The following is a 16,602-nucleotide window of genomic DNA, read 5'->3' as shown; positions in this document are numbered from 1 at the left end:
GAAGGTTCGCCAACCCATCGCGATGGATTTCACACACAGACGCGTCCACGTCATTCCCACCGCGCGGAAGGAGGCAGCAGGATGACTCGGAACAGACTGGGCCCGCTGGCCCGCTTCCTCATGGTTGCCACCGGGGTGGCCTGCTCGATTCCGTGCGTTCCCGCGCCAGCCGCGGCTGCGCTTCCGGTTCAGAACAACGTCACCACCTCACCGCAGAATCTGACGGCGGTCGCCGGGCTCACCAGCATCAACCTCGTCTGGGGCCCACCGACCGCGACGGGCGGGAACACGATCACCGGTTACCAGGTGGAGGTGTCGGCGACTGGCGCCGCCCCGTGGACGCTGCTGACGACCACGAGCGCCACCGCGTTCGGGTATCAGGATCCGGGTCTCCCGGCAGGCGTCACCCGCTACTACCGGGTCAGGGCGGTGTACGACACCACCCCACCCTCCTTCGGGACCTGGGCGTACGCGAACGCCACCACGGTGGCAGAGGGCGTACCCGGAGCACCCCTCTACCTGACGGCGAAGCACGACGGCCCGTCGGTCATCGACCTCGCCTGGGACGAGCCGTTCTCGCCCGGCGCGACCGCGATCATCGACTACCAGGTCGAAACGTCGGCGACTGGCGGCGTTCCGTGGACGCTGCTGACGACCACAGGCCAGACCTCGTTCCGCCACACGAGTCTTGCCGCGGGCGACATCCATCACTACCGGGTCAGGGCAAGGAACGCGAACGGCCCCGGGCCCTGGACGTCCCCGGTGAGCGCCACCACGGCAGAAGGAACGCCCCCGGGGCCGCCCCGTGACCTGAACGCGACCGCCGTCGGTTCCTCGGCGATCGAGCTGAGCTGGTGGGCCCCGCTGAGTCCCGGCAGCAGCGAGATCATCGGGTATCGGATAGAGGGGTCGAGCACGCGAACCGGCGGGTGGGAGGATATCGAGGCCAACACGGGCGAGACGCGCACCACCTACGAGGACACGGGCCTCGCGCCGAACACGACGCGCTACTACCGGGTCTCGGCGATCAACTCCTTCGGCACGGGCCCCCCCTCGAACATCGAGGGCGACATCACCCCGCTGCGCGTGCCGGACGCGCCCGGGTATTTGACGGCCGAGCCCCTGGGGATGTCGGCCATCGAGTTGGACTGGCGGGCGCCATCGCCCAGCGGGACGGCCGCGGTGGACGGCTACCGGATCGAGTGGTCGAGTTCGAGAACCGGCAGATGGCGGATTCTTGTGGCCGACACGCGTTCGACGACGACGAGGTACACCGACGACAACGGCCTGTCGCCTGGCACCAGGCGCTACTACCGGGTTGCGGCGATCAGCGTGGCGGGCATGAGCGACTGGTCGAACGTCGCCGACGCGACCACCGACGATCTCACCGTTCCGGGCGCGCCCAGAAGCCTCACGGTGAGCCCGAACGGCCTCAGGGGAAGCACCGAACTCCGGCTCACCTGGACGGCTCCGGCCTCGACCGGGGGCAGTCCGATCACGGGCTACCGCATCGAGAGGGCCGCCACCCGCGGCGGCCCCTGGATCATCCACGAGGCCAGCACCGGCAGCGCCAACACCACCTACCTGCACCCCGATCTCGCCCCCAACACGACCCGGTTCTATCGGGTGCGCGCGCTCAACGCCCAGGGGCACGGGGACCCCTCGAACGTGGCCGAGGGCACTACCAACGCCGCACGGCCCGGCCAGCCCCGGAACCTGCGCGCGCGGGCGGCGGGACCCACCAGCATCACGCTCACGTGGGAGGCGCCGGCCAGCGACGGCGGGGAGCGGATCACCGGCTACACGATTCGGATGCGCGGCCCCAACGACGGCACCTGGATCACGATCCCGCGCAACACGGGTCCGCAGGAAACCACCTTCACGCACACGGACCTCCAGCCGGCCAGCGCCTACCGGTACCAGGTGGCGGCGATCAACCGCGTGGGAACCGGCCAGTGGTCGTTTGAGACGAGCACGAGCACGTACCCCGACACTCCCGGCGCCCCGACCGGGCTGACGGCCCGGGAGGTGGGCACCTCGCGCATCGATCTGTCGTGGAGCGCGCCCCGCAACACCGGCGGCGCCCCCATCCTCGGCTACCGAATCGAAGCTTCGAGCGACGGGGGCAGGACCTGGAACATCATCGTCCGCCGCAACACCAACTCGAGAGGAACGACCGCCTCCGACGTGAACAACCTCGAGCCCGCGACCACGCGGCACTACCGGGTTGCCGCCATCAACACCGCGGGGACCGGGCCTTTCTCGAACACCGCGCACGCGACCACCGAAGCCACCGTGCCGGGCGCGCCCCGGAGTCTCGACGCGGAAGCCGACGGAACCTCGCGGATCGAGCTCTCCTGGCGAGAGCCCACGAGCAACGGGGGCTCTCGCATCACCGGCTACCGCATCGAGGTGTCCGAAGATGGCGGCGTCCGCTGGGATGACCTCGTGGCCAACTCGCACAACACGCGCACGACCCACGTGCACCCGGGACTGGAGCCGGCCACCAGGCGCCACTACAGGGTCTCGGCGATCAACCGGATCGGCGTGGGCCGGGCGTCGCGGGTAGCGAGCGCCATTACCGACGCGACCGTGCCCGACGCGCCCACCGGGCTGACGGCAACCGCGGTCACGTCCACGCAGATCGACCTGTTCTGGCTCGCGCCCGCATACAATGGCGGTGCGCCCGTCACCGGCTACCGCATCGAGGTCTCGGAGAACGGCACCGCGTGGACGGATCTGAGGACCAACACCCAGTCCAGGGCCACCGCGTTCCAGCACACCGGCCTGATGCCGGGGAGCACGCGCCACTACCGCGTCTCGGCGATCAACCGGGTGGGCCCCGGCGCGCCGTCGGATACCGCTTCGGCAGCCACGGACGACCCCATCGGGCGCGCGGGACGGCTCAACACGCGCGTCCTGCCGCACGTGGCGTCGGCGATGATGTCGAGCACCGTCTCGGCGATCGCCCGCCGCGTGGATGCAGTGGCCAGCGGGATGGGGATGGCGCGGCGCGTCGAGACGAACGGGCTCTCGTCGATGGCCGCGAGCCTGTCGGCGCCGGACGCTGGCGGTCTCGGTCTCGCGCAGGGCGACCAGGCCGGCCTCGCCGCCCTCTTCGGCGGCACCTCCTTTACGATGCCCCTCGGCACCTCCGACGCGCAGCAGCAGTCCGCCACGGCCACGCAGCTCGCGGGTTGGGGCGCGGGCGAGTACCACCACCTCGGCGAACCGGGCCAGAGCGCCCTCGACTGGAAGGGCAACATGGTGAGCGCCCACGCCGGCATCGACACGCGCGTGGGGCCGGACATCCTGGCGGGTGTCGCGGGCTCGTACTCCTCGGGCAGCTTCGACTTCACCGACAAGACCGGCGCCAGTCCGGTGAGGGGCACCTACGGCGCCACCATGGCCAGCGTGCATCCCTACATGGCGTGGTTCTCAGGCGGGAGCGGCGCCTCGGTGTGGGGTTCGGCCGGGCTCGGCCGGGGCGACATCGAGGTCGACGACGAGCGCGAAGGGTTCCGCACTACCTCAGCGAGTCTGTTGACGGGGGCTGGGGGTGCCAGCTACACGCTGCTCACGCGTGGCGTGGGTGGCGTGCGAATCAAGGCCGAGGGCTGGTACGGCGAGGTCACGGTCGACGGCGGCGGACAGATCGAGGAAGTGACGCTCGAGATGCGGCGCGGCAAGCTCGCCCTGGAGCTGACGCAGGGCTTCCGCACCGGCACCGGGAACGAGCTGGCGTTCGTGCTCGAGGGCGGGACGCGCTACGACGACGGCGACGGCATAAACGGCGCCAGCGCGGAAGTCGGCGGCGGGCTGCGCTACACGAACCCGGGATTGGGGCTGACCGCGGAGGGCCGCGGCCGGTTCGTGATCTCGGCGCGCGCCGGCTACGAGGAATGGGGCATGGGCGGCACGCTCATGTTCGACCCGGCGACCCCAGGCCAGGGCCTCTCGATCCGGGTGGCGCCGTCGTACGGCGACCACCTGAGCGGGATCAACCAGCTGTGGGAGCGCGGGGTGCACGACGCGGTGGGCGGCCACGGCATGGGCATGGGTCCCAACGTGGACGGTGAGATCGCATACGGCATCGCCGGCTTCCAGGGGACGCCCTACAGCGGCTTCTACCTGGCGGACAGCGGCATGCGCGCTTTCTCGAGCGGCGTGCGCTACGGCCTCGGGTCAGGGCTCGGGCTGCGCCTTGAGGGCACGCGGCGCGAGAGTGGGCTCGGCGGAGCGCGACACACCGTCGGCATCCGCGGGAGGATCAAGTTGTGGTAGGGACGGGGGGATCGTCCTGGAGAGCGGCGGAAGGCGCTGCTATGAACGCCGTGGCGGGCCTCACCTCGCGTGCGCGAAAGGGGGGGTCACGATGGCGGCCGGCAAAGACCGACTGCGTCTCCACAACGTTGGGGACGCCCTCTATTGGACGGTAGGCTCAAGGGCAAAGGAATCATCACGGGAGGGAAGTGATGGCGGCATCTCGCACGGGCGGGAGCACCAGTTTCCGCGTCATGTCTGTGAGAGAGGGTGATGTCAGGTTGGTCGTGATCGCGGCGTTCCCATGGGCAACTGATCGCCCGCACTTGCCAGACCTCCAGCAAGAGTTGGGCGCGCTGGAGCAGGCGGCGCGCGCCGTGGCCCGTGAATTCGACAAGCGAGCGACAGAATGAGCAACCCGAAATACAGGTTCATCGCGCTTGTACTGGAGCGCCACCGCTACCACAAATCACGGAAAAAGAAGGAGAAGTCAAAGATCAAGCGGCTGTTGGAGCAGCAAACGGGCTACTCTCGGGCGACGATCACCAGGTTGATCCGCCAGCACCGCGAGACGGGTAAGATCATCGACCGGAGGGTTGAGTAGATCCCGTACGCGATCAGCCGCGCTTCCAAGCCATCGAAGCGCTTGTCCATCGCGTCGAAGCGCTCCGTGAACGGGCCGGAGCTTCCTCTAATCCCACCCAAACCGGTAGTGCGTCTCCAGGAAGAACCTGAGCGACCGCGCCAGAGCGCCCGCGAATCGCCGGCGATTCTCCTCGGTATCCCGGATCCCCGGGCCATGGAGTTCGATCTGCACGCCGTCGATGACGCCTCCATCCAGTGACCCGTGGCGGCGTGTGCTGTAGCCTCCGCTGAAGAAGGGCTCCCCATGCGGATCGGGAATCAGCGGGCTGGGCACCGTCGTGACCCGCTCGTCGAACAGCAGAGCGCCCAGGCTCTCGGGTCCCCGCACGATGTCGGCGAAGGAGAGGTCGACCCGGCGGGCGAGCGAACGGATGCTCGACTGCTCCGGAAAGCGCGGCGCGTTCAACTGGGCGTCGGAGCGGCTCAGGTCGCTCCCGGTGAGGAGGTATCCCAGCTCGACCCGCGGGGTGGGGTGCGAATGGCCGTGCAGGTCCACGTAGAATCCGCGGCCGTGGTCTTCCGCGACCCGGTCGCGCGCGATCGCGATGAAGCGGTGGTATTCGCGCCAGGCCTGCTCCGCGAACTCGCTCCCCTGGGCCGCCTCCACGATCTCCCGGTTGGGGTCGAGGCGCGTGCGCCGGAGCCGGCTGATCACGATGTGCGGCTGGCCGCCCCCGAAATGGGCGATGATCGAGTCGCGGACCGCGCGGGTCGTTTCCTGCGTCCACGAGTCCCGCCCGAGGGTTCCGTACGTGCGGCGTGGAATCTCGTCGGGCTCCTCGCCGCCCCCGTGCCCCGCGCTCACCACCAAGGGCAGGTCGCCGGCGATGTACTCGACGTACCGGTTGCGCCCGAAGTAGGTCCGGCCGGGGATGTACTCGGCGACGGGCTGGGAGATGTAGACTTCCAGTGTGGCCGTGCCGGACGCGTCTCCCGCCGTGGCCCGAACTTCGGTGCCGCCCGTCGCGACGGCGGTGGCCTGCCCATTGGCGTCGATGGTCGCGACGGAGGGATCGGCGACCGACCAGGCGACCTCCGCCCCGGCGATGGCCGCGCCTCGCGCATCGGTCACCCGGGCTTCGAAGCGAATGGTCGAGCCCCGCTCAAGCAGCAGCTTCTGTTGCGGCGAAACGGCGACGTAGGCGGGAGGCGAGGGCGAGGTGCCGCCGTCGCATGCCAGGACGGCGAGCAATATCGCGGAAAGCCATGTGCGCATTTAGCTTCTCCGGGTCCTCTCCCGCGAACTTCCCCTGAATAGTGATCGCCTTCGGCATCGACGATCAAGGGCAGGAGGCCAGTGCCCGCGCCGGAGCCGGGACGCGAGGAGAACCGCTGAAGAGAACGACATGATCTGCACCGAGGCGCTCAGCAAGGAATTCCGGACTCGCGGGGCCAGGCGGGTGCAGGCGGTGGATCGTCTGGACCTGAGCTGCGACCCGGGCGAGATCTACGCGCTCCTAGGACCCAACGGGGCGGGGAAGACCACGGTGCTGCGCATTCTGAGCACCCTCATGGACCCGACCTCGGGCGAAGCCTGGGTGCGGGGACACTCGGTGCGCACGGAGAAGGCGGCCATCCGCGCCCTGATCGGCTTCGTCTCGTACGAGACCCGCGTGTACGAGCGCCTCACGCCGCGCGAGATCGGCCACTTCTTCGGCCGCCTCAACGACATGGCCCCGGCCGCCATCGAAGAAAACCTCGCGTACATCTTCGATCTGCTGGACATGACGGAGTTCGCCGACGAGCGCACCGATACGTTCTCGACCGGCATGAAGCAGAAGACCGTGCTAATGCGCGCGCTGGTGACCAACCCGCTGATCCTCATCTGGGACGAGCCCACCTCTGGGCTCGACGTCCTCACAGCCAAGCGTGTGATCGACTACATACGCCTGCTGAAGGGGGAGGGGAAGACGGTCCTGTTCTCGACCCACATCCTGTGGGAAGCGGAGAAGCTCGCCGACCGCATCGGCATCATCCACAAGGGAAGGCTCAGGTCCGAAGGGACCCTGCAGTCGCTGAGGGCCCGCACCGGGCTCGGGGACCTCGAGGACATCTTCTTTTCCCTCGTCGGGGCCGACGGGGAATCGAGCGGCCCATGATCCGCAAGGCGCTGCTGATCTACGGCAAGGAGATGCGGGTCCTGAGGCGGGACTTCCGGCTCATCGGAGGGATGGTGGCGAGCGCGCTCGTCTTCTTCCCCCTGCTGATGGGGCTGGCCAGCAACCTCGATCGGCTCGGCGGCGACGACTCCGGGCCGGTCCCCGTGGTCGCCCCGGGTGGCGACGATGTCCTGCGCCGGCTGCTCGACGCCAATCCGCTGGTGCGCGTCGCGACGCTGGAAGAAGTGGCGGAGGGCGGCGAAGCCCACGTGACCGTGCTGCGGGAAGGGACCGCGTACCGGATCCGGGCGGCATCCGCCGAGAACGCGGTCTGGGCCGCGGCGGTGTCGCTGCGCCGGGATCTGCAGGCGGTTCAGCAGCGGGCCGTCGAGGACAGGCTGGCCGAGCGGGGCCTGCGCATGCGTGATCTGCGTCCGTTCGAAGTCGTGCTGATCGATACCTCGGGCGGCATCGGGGGAGCGCTCAGCCTCCTGATCCCCTACATGGCGGTGATCCTGCTGGTCACCAACGCGGCGCGCGCGCTCTACGTCGCGGTCGGGGAGAAGGAAAAGAACACCCTGGCGGCGCTGCTGGTGTCGACGGTTCCGCGTCCCGCGATCGTGATCGGCAAGAGCCTGGCCATCATGACGTTCGCGGTGGCGGCGTCGCTCCTGCTCATCGTCGGGATGATGATGGCGGCCCGCTTGGGGCTCGCGCCGGAGGACTTCGCGGGGCCGGGCGAACTGTCGCTGGCTCCTGCGCAGGTCGCGGCGCTGGCCGTGAACCTGGCCGCGCTTGCCCTTTTGGTGTCCGCCCTGGTCATGGTGATCGGCACCTGGGCGCGCTCGCAGCGCGAGGCGGGGATGTACACTGCCCCGCTGGTTTTTCTGTCCGTCTTCCTGGCCATCTTCGCTCTCGCGCCGGCCTCGTTCGGAGCAGCGGTGTATGCGGTGCCCATCCTCGGCAACGCGCTGGCGATGCGGGAGGCCATACAGGGGCAGGTCGACTGGCTGGCGCTGGCGCTGCTGGCCGGCGTGAACGCCCTGGGCTTCGCGCTGCTGACCTGGTGCTCGATCCGCCTCTACGGGCGCGAGTCGGTGCTCTTCCGGGTGTAGGCCGGGTCTTCCCGGATTCAGGCTACGCCTTCCACTCCTCCAGGAGCTGCCGGTCGCGCTCCAGGTTGAGTTGAAGCTGGTTGCGGCGGTCCTCGGAAAGCGTCCTGAACCATTCCAGCGTGTCGAGGGCGGTGACCGCGATGGGGCGGAACTTGAGCCCGCTGGCGACGGCCCTGTGGGACCTGACGCGCGAGATTCCGCGGACGGCGCCCTCCGTGGGCGGATACCAGAGCGGGAACCGCGCCTGCCGGTCGGCGAGGAATGGCTCGTCGATCCAGGTGAAGGACAGCGGAGTGCTCGTGATCGCGCGGATCCCGTAGATGAACTCGGCCATCGAGGTCGGGGCGAGGGTCGGGCCGGCGGCGTTGAAGGTGCCGCCGATGTCGCGCTCCAGGCACAGGATCATGAACTCGGCCAGATCGCGCACATCGATGTACTGGACCGGTGTGTCCCGGCTCCCCGGTGCGATGATCTCACCGCCGTGGTCGATGCGCACGGGCCAGTAGGTGAAGCGGTCGGTGGTGTCGCCGGGCCCCGCGACGACATGCAGCCGCACCACGGTGCCGCGTTCCCGGTAGGTGTCGGTGACCGCGTTCTCGCACAGGATCTTGAGCGGTCCGTAGTAGCGGTCGACGTCTTCGCTTTCCGGGTCCTCGATGGGGAGGAGCTCCGAGTCCTCGGTGAGCTCGTCCTGGTCGAAGCTGTACACCGATCCGGTCGAGGTGAAGAGGTATCGGCCCACCGAGTCGCGCAGGAGCGCCGCCGAGTCGCGCACGTGGCGGGGCACGTAGCCGCTGTTGTCGATCACCGCATCCCAGGTGCGGCCCTCAAGGGCGCCGAGCTGGCCGTCTCGGTCGCCGATCAGCGTCTCCACGCCGGGAAAGAGGTCCGGGGCGGTGCGTCCCCGGTTGAAGATGCTGACCTGGTGGCCCCGGTACATGGCGTACCGCACCTGGTGCGGGCCGATGAACCCGGTGCCGCCCAGGATGAGGATGCTGAGGGGGCGCGGTGACGGTTCGGGGGCCGCGGGCGCCGGGAGGGCCCGGGTCGGATCGGCCGGTCCCGGGGAGGCGGCCAGGGCGCGGGCGGGTCCAAATGCGGAGGGTCCGAGTGTCGCGGCGCCAGCAGCGGCGGCGGACGTGGCCAGGAAGCGGCGGCGAGAGTGCGTCATGTCAATAGCTCCTAGCGGATCCCCGGTGACGCGAGCAGGGCGGTCGCGCGGCGGTTCGATTCGGTGATGGCCTCCATCAGCCGGTTCCGCTCGCGCACCAGCGTGGCCATGGCGAGGCGGTAGCGCTCGCTGCCGGGCGCCGCTTCGGCGAGGGTCCGCGTCGGGGCGAGGCCGGGAAGCGGGCCGGGGACCGCGCCCGCGTCCGGGTGGTGCGGGGTGAGCGGGACGTAGAGTACCCGGTGCAGCGGCCGCAGCACGTCCACGAGCGCCATGTCGAGCTGGGGTGAGCCGGTCGCGCGGGGGAGCGCGGCCTCCAGCCGGCCCGCCAGCGCGAGAAGTTCGCCCTGGGCCTCGGAGGCCTGTGAGAGATCGAACTGACCGCTGCCCAATTCGGAGCGGGCGGCGATGGCGGCGCCCAGAGCCTCGACCTGGCCCACCAGGTCCACCGGCAGCACTTCACGGCCGAGCAGCGCCGAGAGCGCGATCGCGTACAGGTAGGTGTCGCCCTCCAGGATGTCGAAGTCGATCTTGTCGAACGTGTCCTCGGGGGTATGCCACCACCAATATCCGCCGTCCTCTTCCGCGCGGTTGCGGTAGAGCTGCAGGAGCGGCAGGCCGACTCCGTTGAACGACTGGTCGGAGTTTCGTCCCGGCCGGGTCGGCTGGATGTTGGCGTCCACGCCGCGCTGCATGGCGAAGCGCGCGACCTCGGCCAGCGAGGCAGTCGTCGCGGCTGCGAAGAGGCGCGCGCCCATCTGTCCGATCCCGTCCACGTTCACGTGCGCTACCGCGCGTGAGCGCAGCTCGTCGAAGAAGTGGTCGGCGAACCAGGTCGACCCGCCATAGCGCGCGTTCGAGTGCCCGGGCCACCAGGCCACCACCAGGCCGCGCCGCATGCGTTCGCGCTCAGCGTGGAAAGCGAGGGCCAGGTCGAGCATGGCCGCGTTCGACGCGCCCTCGTCAGTCGCCGCGTAGTGCCATCCGTCGATGTGCCCGCCGAAGAGGACGTAGGGGCTCTCCGGCTCGGGTCCGGGGATGCGGGCGATGGCGAGCCGAAGCTCCTTCCACCCGGCGTCGGCGCGCGCCGAAAGTTCGACCTCGAGCGGTCCGCGGGCGAGCAGCGCCCGAAGCCGCTCTCCGGCGCTGCGCGCGATGTGCGCGACGGGCATGTCGGGCAGGCGGTGGTAGTTGAGCAGCGAAGGGGTGCCCCAGGTGGAGGTGACGATGAGGTCGTTCACCCGCTCTTCGGGGTGCGCGAAGATGACCCCGACGGCGCCCAGCCGGTCCAGAATGATGACCGGCAGGTTTCTCGGCTGCCCGTCCACCAGCACGATGGCTCCTGCCACGTCGGGAAGGGCGCTTGCGCCGGCTCCGCCCATTCCTTCCCCGGCGAGCACGATGCGCTCGCCCGTGCCGACCTCAACGGGAGGCAGATTGGCAAGCGGACCGAGGTCGACCAGCGGGGCGCGCAGCGAGCCCACCGTGGCGGAGAACGACGACGTGATGGCGCTGAATGTGGGGCCGTCGGGCACGGACACCGATGCCGAGATCGGATCGGACACATAGGTCTCGAACGCGTGCACTTCCACCGGCACGCCGGCAGCCTCGAGCGTCGCGACGACGTAGTCGATCGCAGCGTTCTCCCCCTCGCTCCCGGAGAGGCGGTCGTGCTCCACGATCGCGCGCGCGTGGGGCTCGAGCGATGCCGCGGAAATGTGCGTGCGCACCGCGGCTGCCAGCAGATCCGCGTTCATGTCCGCCTGCATGCCCGACCGCTCGCCGGGCCCGCAGGTGGTCGTCAGCCATGGCGCGAGCGCCAGCGCGATGAGGGCAACACGGTGTACGGATCGAGGCATGGGGCGTTCCTCCGGGACCATTGGGGCAACGCCATGGATGATGGAACAGCGTCCCGGGCGACGCCAGCCTGTGGGCGGTTCGGCGGGTGCGATCAGCTGTCCCCGGACCCGGACCTCGAACGCTGGCCCAGGAAGGCTCGTTCTTCCAGGAAGCGAACCCGCGTGTCCACTTGGCGAAAACCGTCCCGCACGTCCCCTCGGGGGGCGCCGAGATCCTCTCGCATCTCGGTCCTGAAGGCACTGAGGTCCTCTCGCACCTCGGTCCTGAGGGCGCCGATGTCCTCTCGCACCTCGGTCCTGAGGGCGCCGATGTCCTCTCGCACCTCGTCCCTGAGGGCGCCGATGTCCTCCCGCACCTCGGTCCTGACGGTAGCGATGTCGTTCTTCAGTTCGGTCCTGACGGTAGCGATGTCGTTCTTCAGTTCGGTCCTGAGGGTGCCAATGTCGTCCTTTAGCTCAGTCCGGAGCGCCGCCGTCTCGCTCCTGAACTCGGTTCTCAGCACGCCCATGCCGTCGGTCATCTCAACCCGCAACGTCTCCAGGCCCGCCTTGGTGTCGGTCTTGAGCGAAGCGACGCTGGCCCGCAACACGCCGGCGATGCGCAACTGGAGGCCGGCCAGCGCTATGCCGACCGTCAGGATTGCGATCAGGTCAGTGCTCACGGGCCTACCCCGCCGACGAGGCTTTCCCACCGCATATCTTCGGCCCAGGTTGAGGTTTACCGGCCACCGCACAATCATCGATTGTCTGCGGGCCAGTGAACGCCGGAGGCGTACATGCATGATACTCTCCGAGGCCGGGCGATGGAATGTCGATTTGGGCCGATCACGCTTCTTCCCGGGAGGAGTCTTCATGAAGCGAACAACCGGACTTCACATCCTCGCAGTACTCGCGCTGGCTTCGTCATGCGCGCCGGCCGACCCTGACTATTCGGCCGTATTCGACGGCACCGCGGGCCGCTGGATCGACCTGACCCACGACGTGTCCGCCGACGCCGTCTTCTGGCCCACCGCGGATCCGTTCGTGCTGGACACGGTCGCCTACGGCATGACCGAGGGAGGGTACTTCTACGCCGCCTTCAACTTCGCGTCGTCCGAACACGGCGGCACCCACGTCGACGCGCCCATCCACTTCGCCGAGGGAAGAATAACCACCGCGCAGATCCCCCTTTCCGCCCTGATCGGGCCGGCCGCCGTCATCCGCGACCCTGCGGGGGACAATCCCGACCACCAGGTGGGGGTGGAGACGATCGCCGCGTGGGAGGCACGCCATGGTCCCATCCCCGCGGGGACGACGGTCCTGCTCGACACCGGCTGGGCCGACCGCTGGCCGGACCCCGTCCGTTACCTGGGGACTGCCCTGCGAGGCGAGGAGGCGATTCCGGAACTCCACTTCCCCGGACTGGACCCGGAGGCGGCGCAGTGGCTGGTCGACAACCGTGACATTGCTGCGCTGGGCCTCGACACGCCCAGCCTCGACTACGGGCAGTCGAGCGACTTCGAGACGCACCGCATCCTCTACTGGGAGAACATCCCGGGCTACGAGAACGTGGTTTCACTGCCGGAACTCCCCGAGTGGGGCGCCTTCGTCGTGGCGCTGCCGATGAAGATCGCGGGGGGCAGCGGAGGGCCGCTGCGCATCGTGGCCTTCGTGCCCGACTGAGGAACGGCGACCGGACTAATCTAGTTTAGTCCAATTAGCTAATTACCTCTCCAGCCCGGCCCGCGCACGAAACGGCCGGACATCGCGCCGGTGGGTTCGGAGTCCTCGAGCACCATCACGCCGTTGACGAACACGTGCGTCACCCCGGTGGCGAGCTGGTGGGCGTCCTCGTAGGTGGCGTGGTCGATGATGGTGGCCGGGTCGAACACCACGACATCCGCGAAATAGCCTTCCGCGAGCCGCCCGCGGTCGGAGATGCGCAGGTTGGCGGCCGGAAGCGAGGTGAGCTTCCGCACCGCCTCTTCCAGCGGGATGACCCCTTCCTCGCGCACGTATCTGCCCAGCAGGCGGGCGAAGTTGCCGTACGCGCGCGGATGGGTGCTGTTCTGCAGGAAGACGCCTTCGGGCGCCATGGACCCGGCGTCTGAGTCGAAGGAGACCCAGGGCAGCGCGATCTGGCGGCGCACGTTCTCCTCGGACATGAGGAAGTAGACGACCTGCACCCGGGTGCCGTCCTCGATCACCAGGTCGATGGCGGTCTCCTCGGGCGGCGTGCCGCGCTCCTCGGCCACCTCGGCCAGGGTCATGCCCTGGTAGCGGCGCAGCTCCTCGTTGCGGAAACCGACCAGCAGCGCCCCCTCGGGGCCGGACGAGAGCAGCAGGTTCTCCCACTCGTCGGTCGGGGTGCGCATCTCTTCCACCACGCGCGCGCGTATCTCCGGATCCCGGATGCGCTCGGCCCAGGCGTCGTAGCCGCCCTCCTGCACCCAGGGCGGCATGGCGGCGTCGAGCCCGGTGGAGCCGGCGGTGTAGGTGTACATGTCGGCGGTGATGCCGAGCCCCTCGGAACGCACCTGCTCCACGCGCGCGATCACGTCCTCCAGCTTGTGCCAGTTCTCGCGCCCGGCCGCCTTCAGATGGTAGATCTCGGCGCGGATGCCCGCCTCGCGGGCGATGGTGATGAGCTCCTCGACCGATTCCAGCAGCCGCGCGCCCTCGCTGCGCATGTGCGAGATGTACATCCCGTCGTACTCGGCGGCGACCTCGGAGAGCGCGATCAGCTCGTCGGTGTCGGCGAAGAAGCCGGGCGTGTAGATGAGCGACGAGCCCACCCCCATGGCGCCCTCCTCCATGGCCGTGCGCACGAGGGCGCGCATGCGCTCCAGCTCGTCTGCGGTGGGGGGGCGGTCGTCGTAGCCGATCTCGTGGATCCGCACGGTGGTGGCGCCGATGAAGGAGCCCACGTTGGTGGCGACGCCCTTGCGTTCCAGGAAGCTCAGGTATTCGCCGAGCGTCGTCCACGGCACTTCCAGCGGTGCATCCGGCGGCAGACCCAGGGCGCGTGCAGCGGCTTCCGTCCCGCCCAGCCAGGACACGAAGTCATCGAGGAAGTCCGCCTTCATGGCGTCGTTCGCAGGTCCCATCGATGTGCCTTCGCCGAAGATCTCGAGCGTCACTCCCTGGCGGATGTCGCCGAGCGAGCGGCCGTCCACGATGAGCGATTCGGTGGCCCAGCTGAGCATGTTGATGAAGCCCGGGGAAACCGCCATTCCGGAGGCGTCGAGGACTTGCGCGGCCTCGGCGCCGGAGAGGTCGCCGAGCGCCGCGATCCGGTCTCCGCGGATGCCGACGTCGGCCACCACCGGGGGTGAACCGGAACCGTCGTAGACGGTGCCTCCACGGATCACGACATCGTACCCGGTCCGGTCGCCGGCGCATCCCGCCGCCAGCGCGCCCAGGCAAACGACCGCCGCCGGCCTCCACCGCAGGGCGTTCATGCCGACACCTCATGCGCAGGTCCGGATCCCTTCGGCACCCGGATGCTCTCCACGAGCCGACCCACCTCCTCGGGCGGCGCCGCGCTCGACCGCGACACGATGCCCGCGACCACGAAATTGATCAGCATGCCCACGAAACCGATGCCCTCCGGCGAAATCCCCAGGAACCAGTTGTCGGCCGTGTTGGCGGCCGGATTCACGTAGTTGAAGTAGATGATGTAGGCGGCCGTGAACACGATTCCCGAGATCATCCCGGCGATGGCGCCCTCGCGGTTCATGCGCCGCGAGAAGATGCCGAGGATGATGGCGGGGAAGAACGAGGCCGCGGCCAGCCCGAAGGCGAAGGCCACCACCTGGGCGACGAAGCCGGGCGGGTTGATGCCCAGATAGCCGGCCAGCACGACCGCGAAGGCTGCGCTGATGCGTGCCCAGACAAGCTCTCCGCGCTCGGAGATGCCGGGCCGGAACACTCCCTTGAGCAGGTCGTGGCTGATGGCCGAGGAGACCACCAGAAGCAGGCCCGCCGCGGTGGAGAGCGCCGCCGCGAGCCCGCCCGCCGCCACCAGCCCGACGACCCAGGCCGGCAGCCCGGCGATCTCCGGGTTGGCCAGCACCATGATGTCGCGGTCGATGGTGAGTTCGTTCTGCACCGGCTGCCCGGAGGCGTCGACGGCATCGGGGCCCACGAACTGGATCAGCCCGTCCCCGTTGTGGTCCTCGTAGGCGATCAGGTCCGTGTTCTCCCAGGTGGTGAACCACTCGGGGACCGCCTCGTAGGGCTGCTCCGACACCGTGTTGAGCAGGTTGGTGCGCGCGAACACGGCCACTGCGGGCGCCGTCGTATACAGGATTGCGATGAAGAGCAGCGCCCATCCCGCCGAGATCCGGGCGTCGCGCACGCGCGGCACGGTATAGAAGCGGATGATCACGTGGGGCAGCCCCGCCGTGCCCACCATGAGCGCGGCCGTAATGGCGAAGATATCCAGCGTCGACTTGGAGCCGTCCGTGTAGGCGGCGAAGCCCAACTGTTCGTGGAGCCCGTCGAGCCGGTCAAGCAGGTATTCGCCGCTGACCAGGTCGGCGCCGCCAAGCCCCAGCTGCGGCACGGGATTCCCCGTGATGAGGATCGAGAGGAATATGGCGGGCACCATGTACGCGAAGATGAGCACGCAGTACTGCGCCACCTGCGTGTAGGTGATGCCCTTCATCCCCCCGAGCACCGCGTAGAAGAAGACGATCGCCATGCCGATCGCCACGCCCCACTCGATCGGCACCTCGAGGAAGCGGCTGAAGACGATGCCGACCCCGCGCATCTGCCCCGCCACGTAGGTGAACGAGATGAAGATGGCGCACACCACCGCCACCACCCGCGCCGTCTTCGAGTAGTAGCGCTCGCCCACGAAGTCGGGGACGGTGTAGCGCCCGAACTTGCGCAGGTAGGGGGCCAGCAGCAGCGCCAGCAGGACGTAGCCGCCCGTCCACCCCATGAGATACACCGAGCCGTCGTATCCGAGGAAGGCGATCAGCCCGGCCATCGAAATGAAGGATGCGGCCGACATCCAGTCGGCGGCCGTCGCCATTCCGTTCGAAAGCGGATGCACGCCCTTGCCCGCCACATAGAAGTCCCGCGTTGTGTTCGCGCGGGACCACACCGCCACGCCGATGTAGAGCGCGAAGGAGATCGCGACCAGGGTGAAAGTCCAGGCCTGAACGTTCATCGAGCCGCCCCCCTCATTCCTCCTCCACCCCGTACTCGCGGTCCAGGCGGTTCATCAGCCGGACGTAGACGAAGATGAGCACCAGGAAGGCGTAGATGGCGCCCTGCTGGGCGAACCAGAACCCGACCTTGAATCCCGTGCCGGGAATCCGGAAACCGTTGAGCGCGTCCGCGAACAGGATTCCGCAGCCGAACGACACCAGGAACCAGATCGACAGCAGGATGGCCAGATAGCGCAGGTTGGCGGTCCAGTATCCCGGTCGGACGGATGGCGGAGAGGTCATCGGCGGATCCTC

Annotated in this window: 12 protein-coding genes; 5 read left to right on the top strand and 7 right to left on the bottom strand. The window is 68.9% G+C overall.

All coding sequences use genetic code 11. The annotated features are described in order from the left end of the window. The first annotated feature begins 81 nt into the window (after positions 1–81). Together OXU32_06895 and OXU32_06890 are read left to right on the top strand one after the other, a co-directional pair. Entirely contained in the window at positions 82–4,284 is a 4,203-nt protein-coding gene (locus tag OXU32_06895; GenBank protein ID MDE0073693.1) for a fibronectin type III domain-containing protein, read from the top strand. Between the two features lie 388 nt (positions 4,285–4,672). Beyond that, entirely contained in the window at positions 4,673–4,867 is a 195-nt protein-coding gene (locus OXU32_06890) for a hypothetical protein (GenBank protein ID MDE0073692.1), read from the top strand. Positions 4,868–4,954: 87 nt separating this feature from the next. On the opposite strand, the gene OXU32_06885 is transcribed toward OXU32_06890, so the two are convergent. Then, positions 4,955–6,124 carry an Ig-like domain-containing protein gene (locus tag OXU32_06885; GenBank protein ID MDE0073691.1) on the bottom strand — a complete coding sequence of 390 codons (1,170 nt, stop codon included), beginning with the start codon at positions 6,122–6,124 and terminating at the stop codon, positions 4,955–4,957. Positions 6,125–6,254: 130 nt separating this feature from the next. Between OXU32_06885 and OXU32_06880 the strand changes: the two genes are divergently transcribed. Both OXU32_06880 and OXU32_06875 read left to right on the top strand, forming a co-directional pair. Beyond that, positions 6,255–7,007: an ATP-binding cassette domain-containing protein gene (locus OXU32_06880; GenBank protein MDE0073690.1), complete on the top strand. Its 753-nt coding sequence runs from the start codon at positions 6,255–6,257 to the stop codon at positions 7,005–7,007. Beyond that, positions 7,004–8,122, top strand: a complete 1,119-nt coding sequence (locus OXU32_06875) for an ABC transporter permease subunit (protein MDE0073689.1) — start codon at positions 7,004–7,006, stop codon at positions 8,120–8,122. Before OXU32_06880 ends, OXU32_06875 begins: the two co-directional genes overlap by 4 nt. A gap of 22 nt (positions 8,123–8,144) precedes the next feature. Here the strand turns inward: OXU32_06875 and OXU32_06870 are convergent, their stop codons facing one another. The 3 genes from OXU32_06870 to OXU32_06860 all read right to left on the bottom strand — a co-directional run bounded on the left by OXU32_06870 (position 8,145) and on the right by OXU32_06860 (position 11,811). Then, positions 8,145–9,293, bottom strand: a complete 1,149-nt coding sequence (locus OXU32_06870; protein MDE0073688.1) for an NAD-dependent epimerase/dehydratase family protein — start codon at positions 9,291–9,293, stop codon at positions 8,145–8,147. A gap of 11 nt (positions 9,294–9,304) precedes the next feature. After that, positions 9,305–11,149 (bottom strand): M28 family metallopeptidase, encoded by a 1,845-nt coding sequence (locus OXU32_06865; protein ID MDE0073687.1) that lies wholly within the window; start codon positions 11,147–11,149, stop codon positions 9,305–9,307. A 92-nt stretch (positions 11,150–11,241) separates the two neighbouring features. Beyond that, on the bottom strand, positions 11,242–11,811 hold the full coding sequence (locus OXU32_06860; protein ID MDE0073686.1) for a hypothetical protein: 570 nt from the start codon (positions 11,809–11,811) through the stop codon (positions 11,242–11,244). Between the two features lie 190 nt (positions 11,812–12,001). Here OXU32_06860 and OXU32_06855 point away from each other — a divergent pair, with 190 nt between their 5' ends. Further along, positions 12,002–12,811, top strand: coding sequence for a cyclase family protein (locus OXU32_06855; protein MDE0073685.1), 810 nt, complete (start codon positions 12,002–12,004; stop codon positions 12,809–12,811). Between the two features lie 38 nt (positions 12,812–12,849). On the opposite strand, the gene OXU32_06850 is transcribed toward OXU32_06855, so the two are convergent. From OXU32_06850 to OXU32_06840, 3 genes are read right to left on the bottom strand one after another with little or no spacing between them, the layout of a single operon-like run. Further along, positions 12,850–14,589 (bottom strand): D-aminoacylase, encoded by a 1,740-nt coding sequence (locus tag OXU32_06850; GenBank protein MDE0073684.1) that lies wholly within the window; start codon positions 14,587–14,589, stop codon positions 12,850–12,852. Then, positions 14,586–16,307 carry a cation acetate symporter gene (locus tag OXU32_06845; protein MDE0073683.1) on the bottom strand — a complete coding sequence of 574 codons (1,722 nt, stop codon included), beginning with the start codon at positions 16,305–16,307 and terminating at the stop codon, positions 14,586–14,588. Before OXU32_06845 ends, OXU32_06850 begins: the two co-directional genes overlap by 4 nt. Before the next feature lie 13 nt (positions 16,308–16,320). After that, on the bottom strand, positions 16,321–16,590 hold the full coding sequence (locus tag OXU32_06840; GenBank protein MDE0073682.1) for a DUF4212 domain-containing protein: 270 nt from the start codon (positions 16,588–16,590) through the stop codon (positions 16,321–16,323). Positions 16,591–16,602 lie beyond the last annotated feature (12 nt).

The sequence above is a fragment of the Gammaproteobacteria bacterium genome, from assembly GCA_028819075.1.
Taxonomy (GTDB): Bacteria; Gemmatimonadota; Gemmatimonadetes; order Longimicrobiales; family Gaopeijiaceae; genus BD2-11.
The sequence above is the reverse complement of the archived record's forward strand: the minus strand, read 5'-3'. Positions and strand labels throughout refer to the sequence as shown.

Bases quoted from the DNA above. Each gene is read 5' to 3' on its own strand.
- OXU32_06895 (MDE0073693.1), top strand. From the start codon at position 82: ATGACTCGGAACAGACTGGGCCCGCTGGCCCGCTTCCTCATGGTTGCC.
- OXU32_06875 (MDE0073689.1), top strand. From the start codon at position 7,004: ATGATCCGCAAGGCGCTGCTGATCTACGGCAAGGAGATGCGGGTCCTG.
- OXU32_06855 (MDE0073685.1), top strand. From the start codon at position 12,002: ATGAAGCGAACAACCGGACTTCACATCCTCGCAGTACTCGCGCTGGCT.
- OXU32_06870 (MDE0073688.1), bottom strand. From the start codon at position 9,293: ATGACGCACTCTCGCCGCCGCTTCCTGGCCACGTCCGCCGCCGCTGCT.
- OXU32_06885 (MDE0073691.1), bottom strand. From the start codon at position 6,124: ATGCGCACATGGCTTTCCGCGATATTGCTCGCCGTCCTGGCATGCGAC.
- OXU32_06880 (MDE0073690.1), top strand. From the start codon at position 6,255: ATGATCTGCACCGAGGCGCTCAGCAAGGAATTCCGGACTCGCGGGGCC.
- OXU32_06845 (MDE0073683.1), bottom strand. From the start codon at position 16,307: ATGAACGTTCAGGCCTGGACTTTCACCCTGGTCGCGATCTCCTTCGCG.
- OXU32_06850 (MDE0073684.1), bottom strand. From the start codon at position 14,589: ATGAACGCCCTGCGGTGGAGGCCGGCGGCGGTCGTTTGCCTGGGCGCG.
- OXU32_06840 (MDE0073682.1), bottom strand. From the start codon at position 16,590: ATGACCTCTCCGCCATCCGTCCGACCGGGATACTGGACCGCCAACCTG.
- OXU32_06890 (MDE0073692.1), top strand. From the start codon at position 4,673: ATGAGCAACCCGAAATACAGGTTCATCGCGCTTGTACTGGAGCGCCAC.
- OXU32_06865 (MDE0073687.1), bottom strand. From the start codon at position 11,149: ATGCCTCGATCCGTACACCGTGTTGCCCTCATCGCGCTGGCGCTCGCG.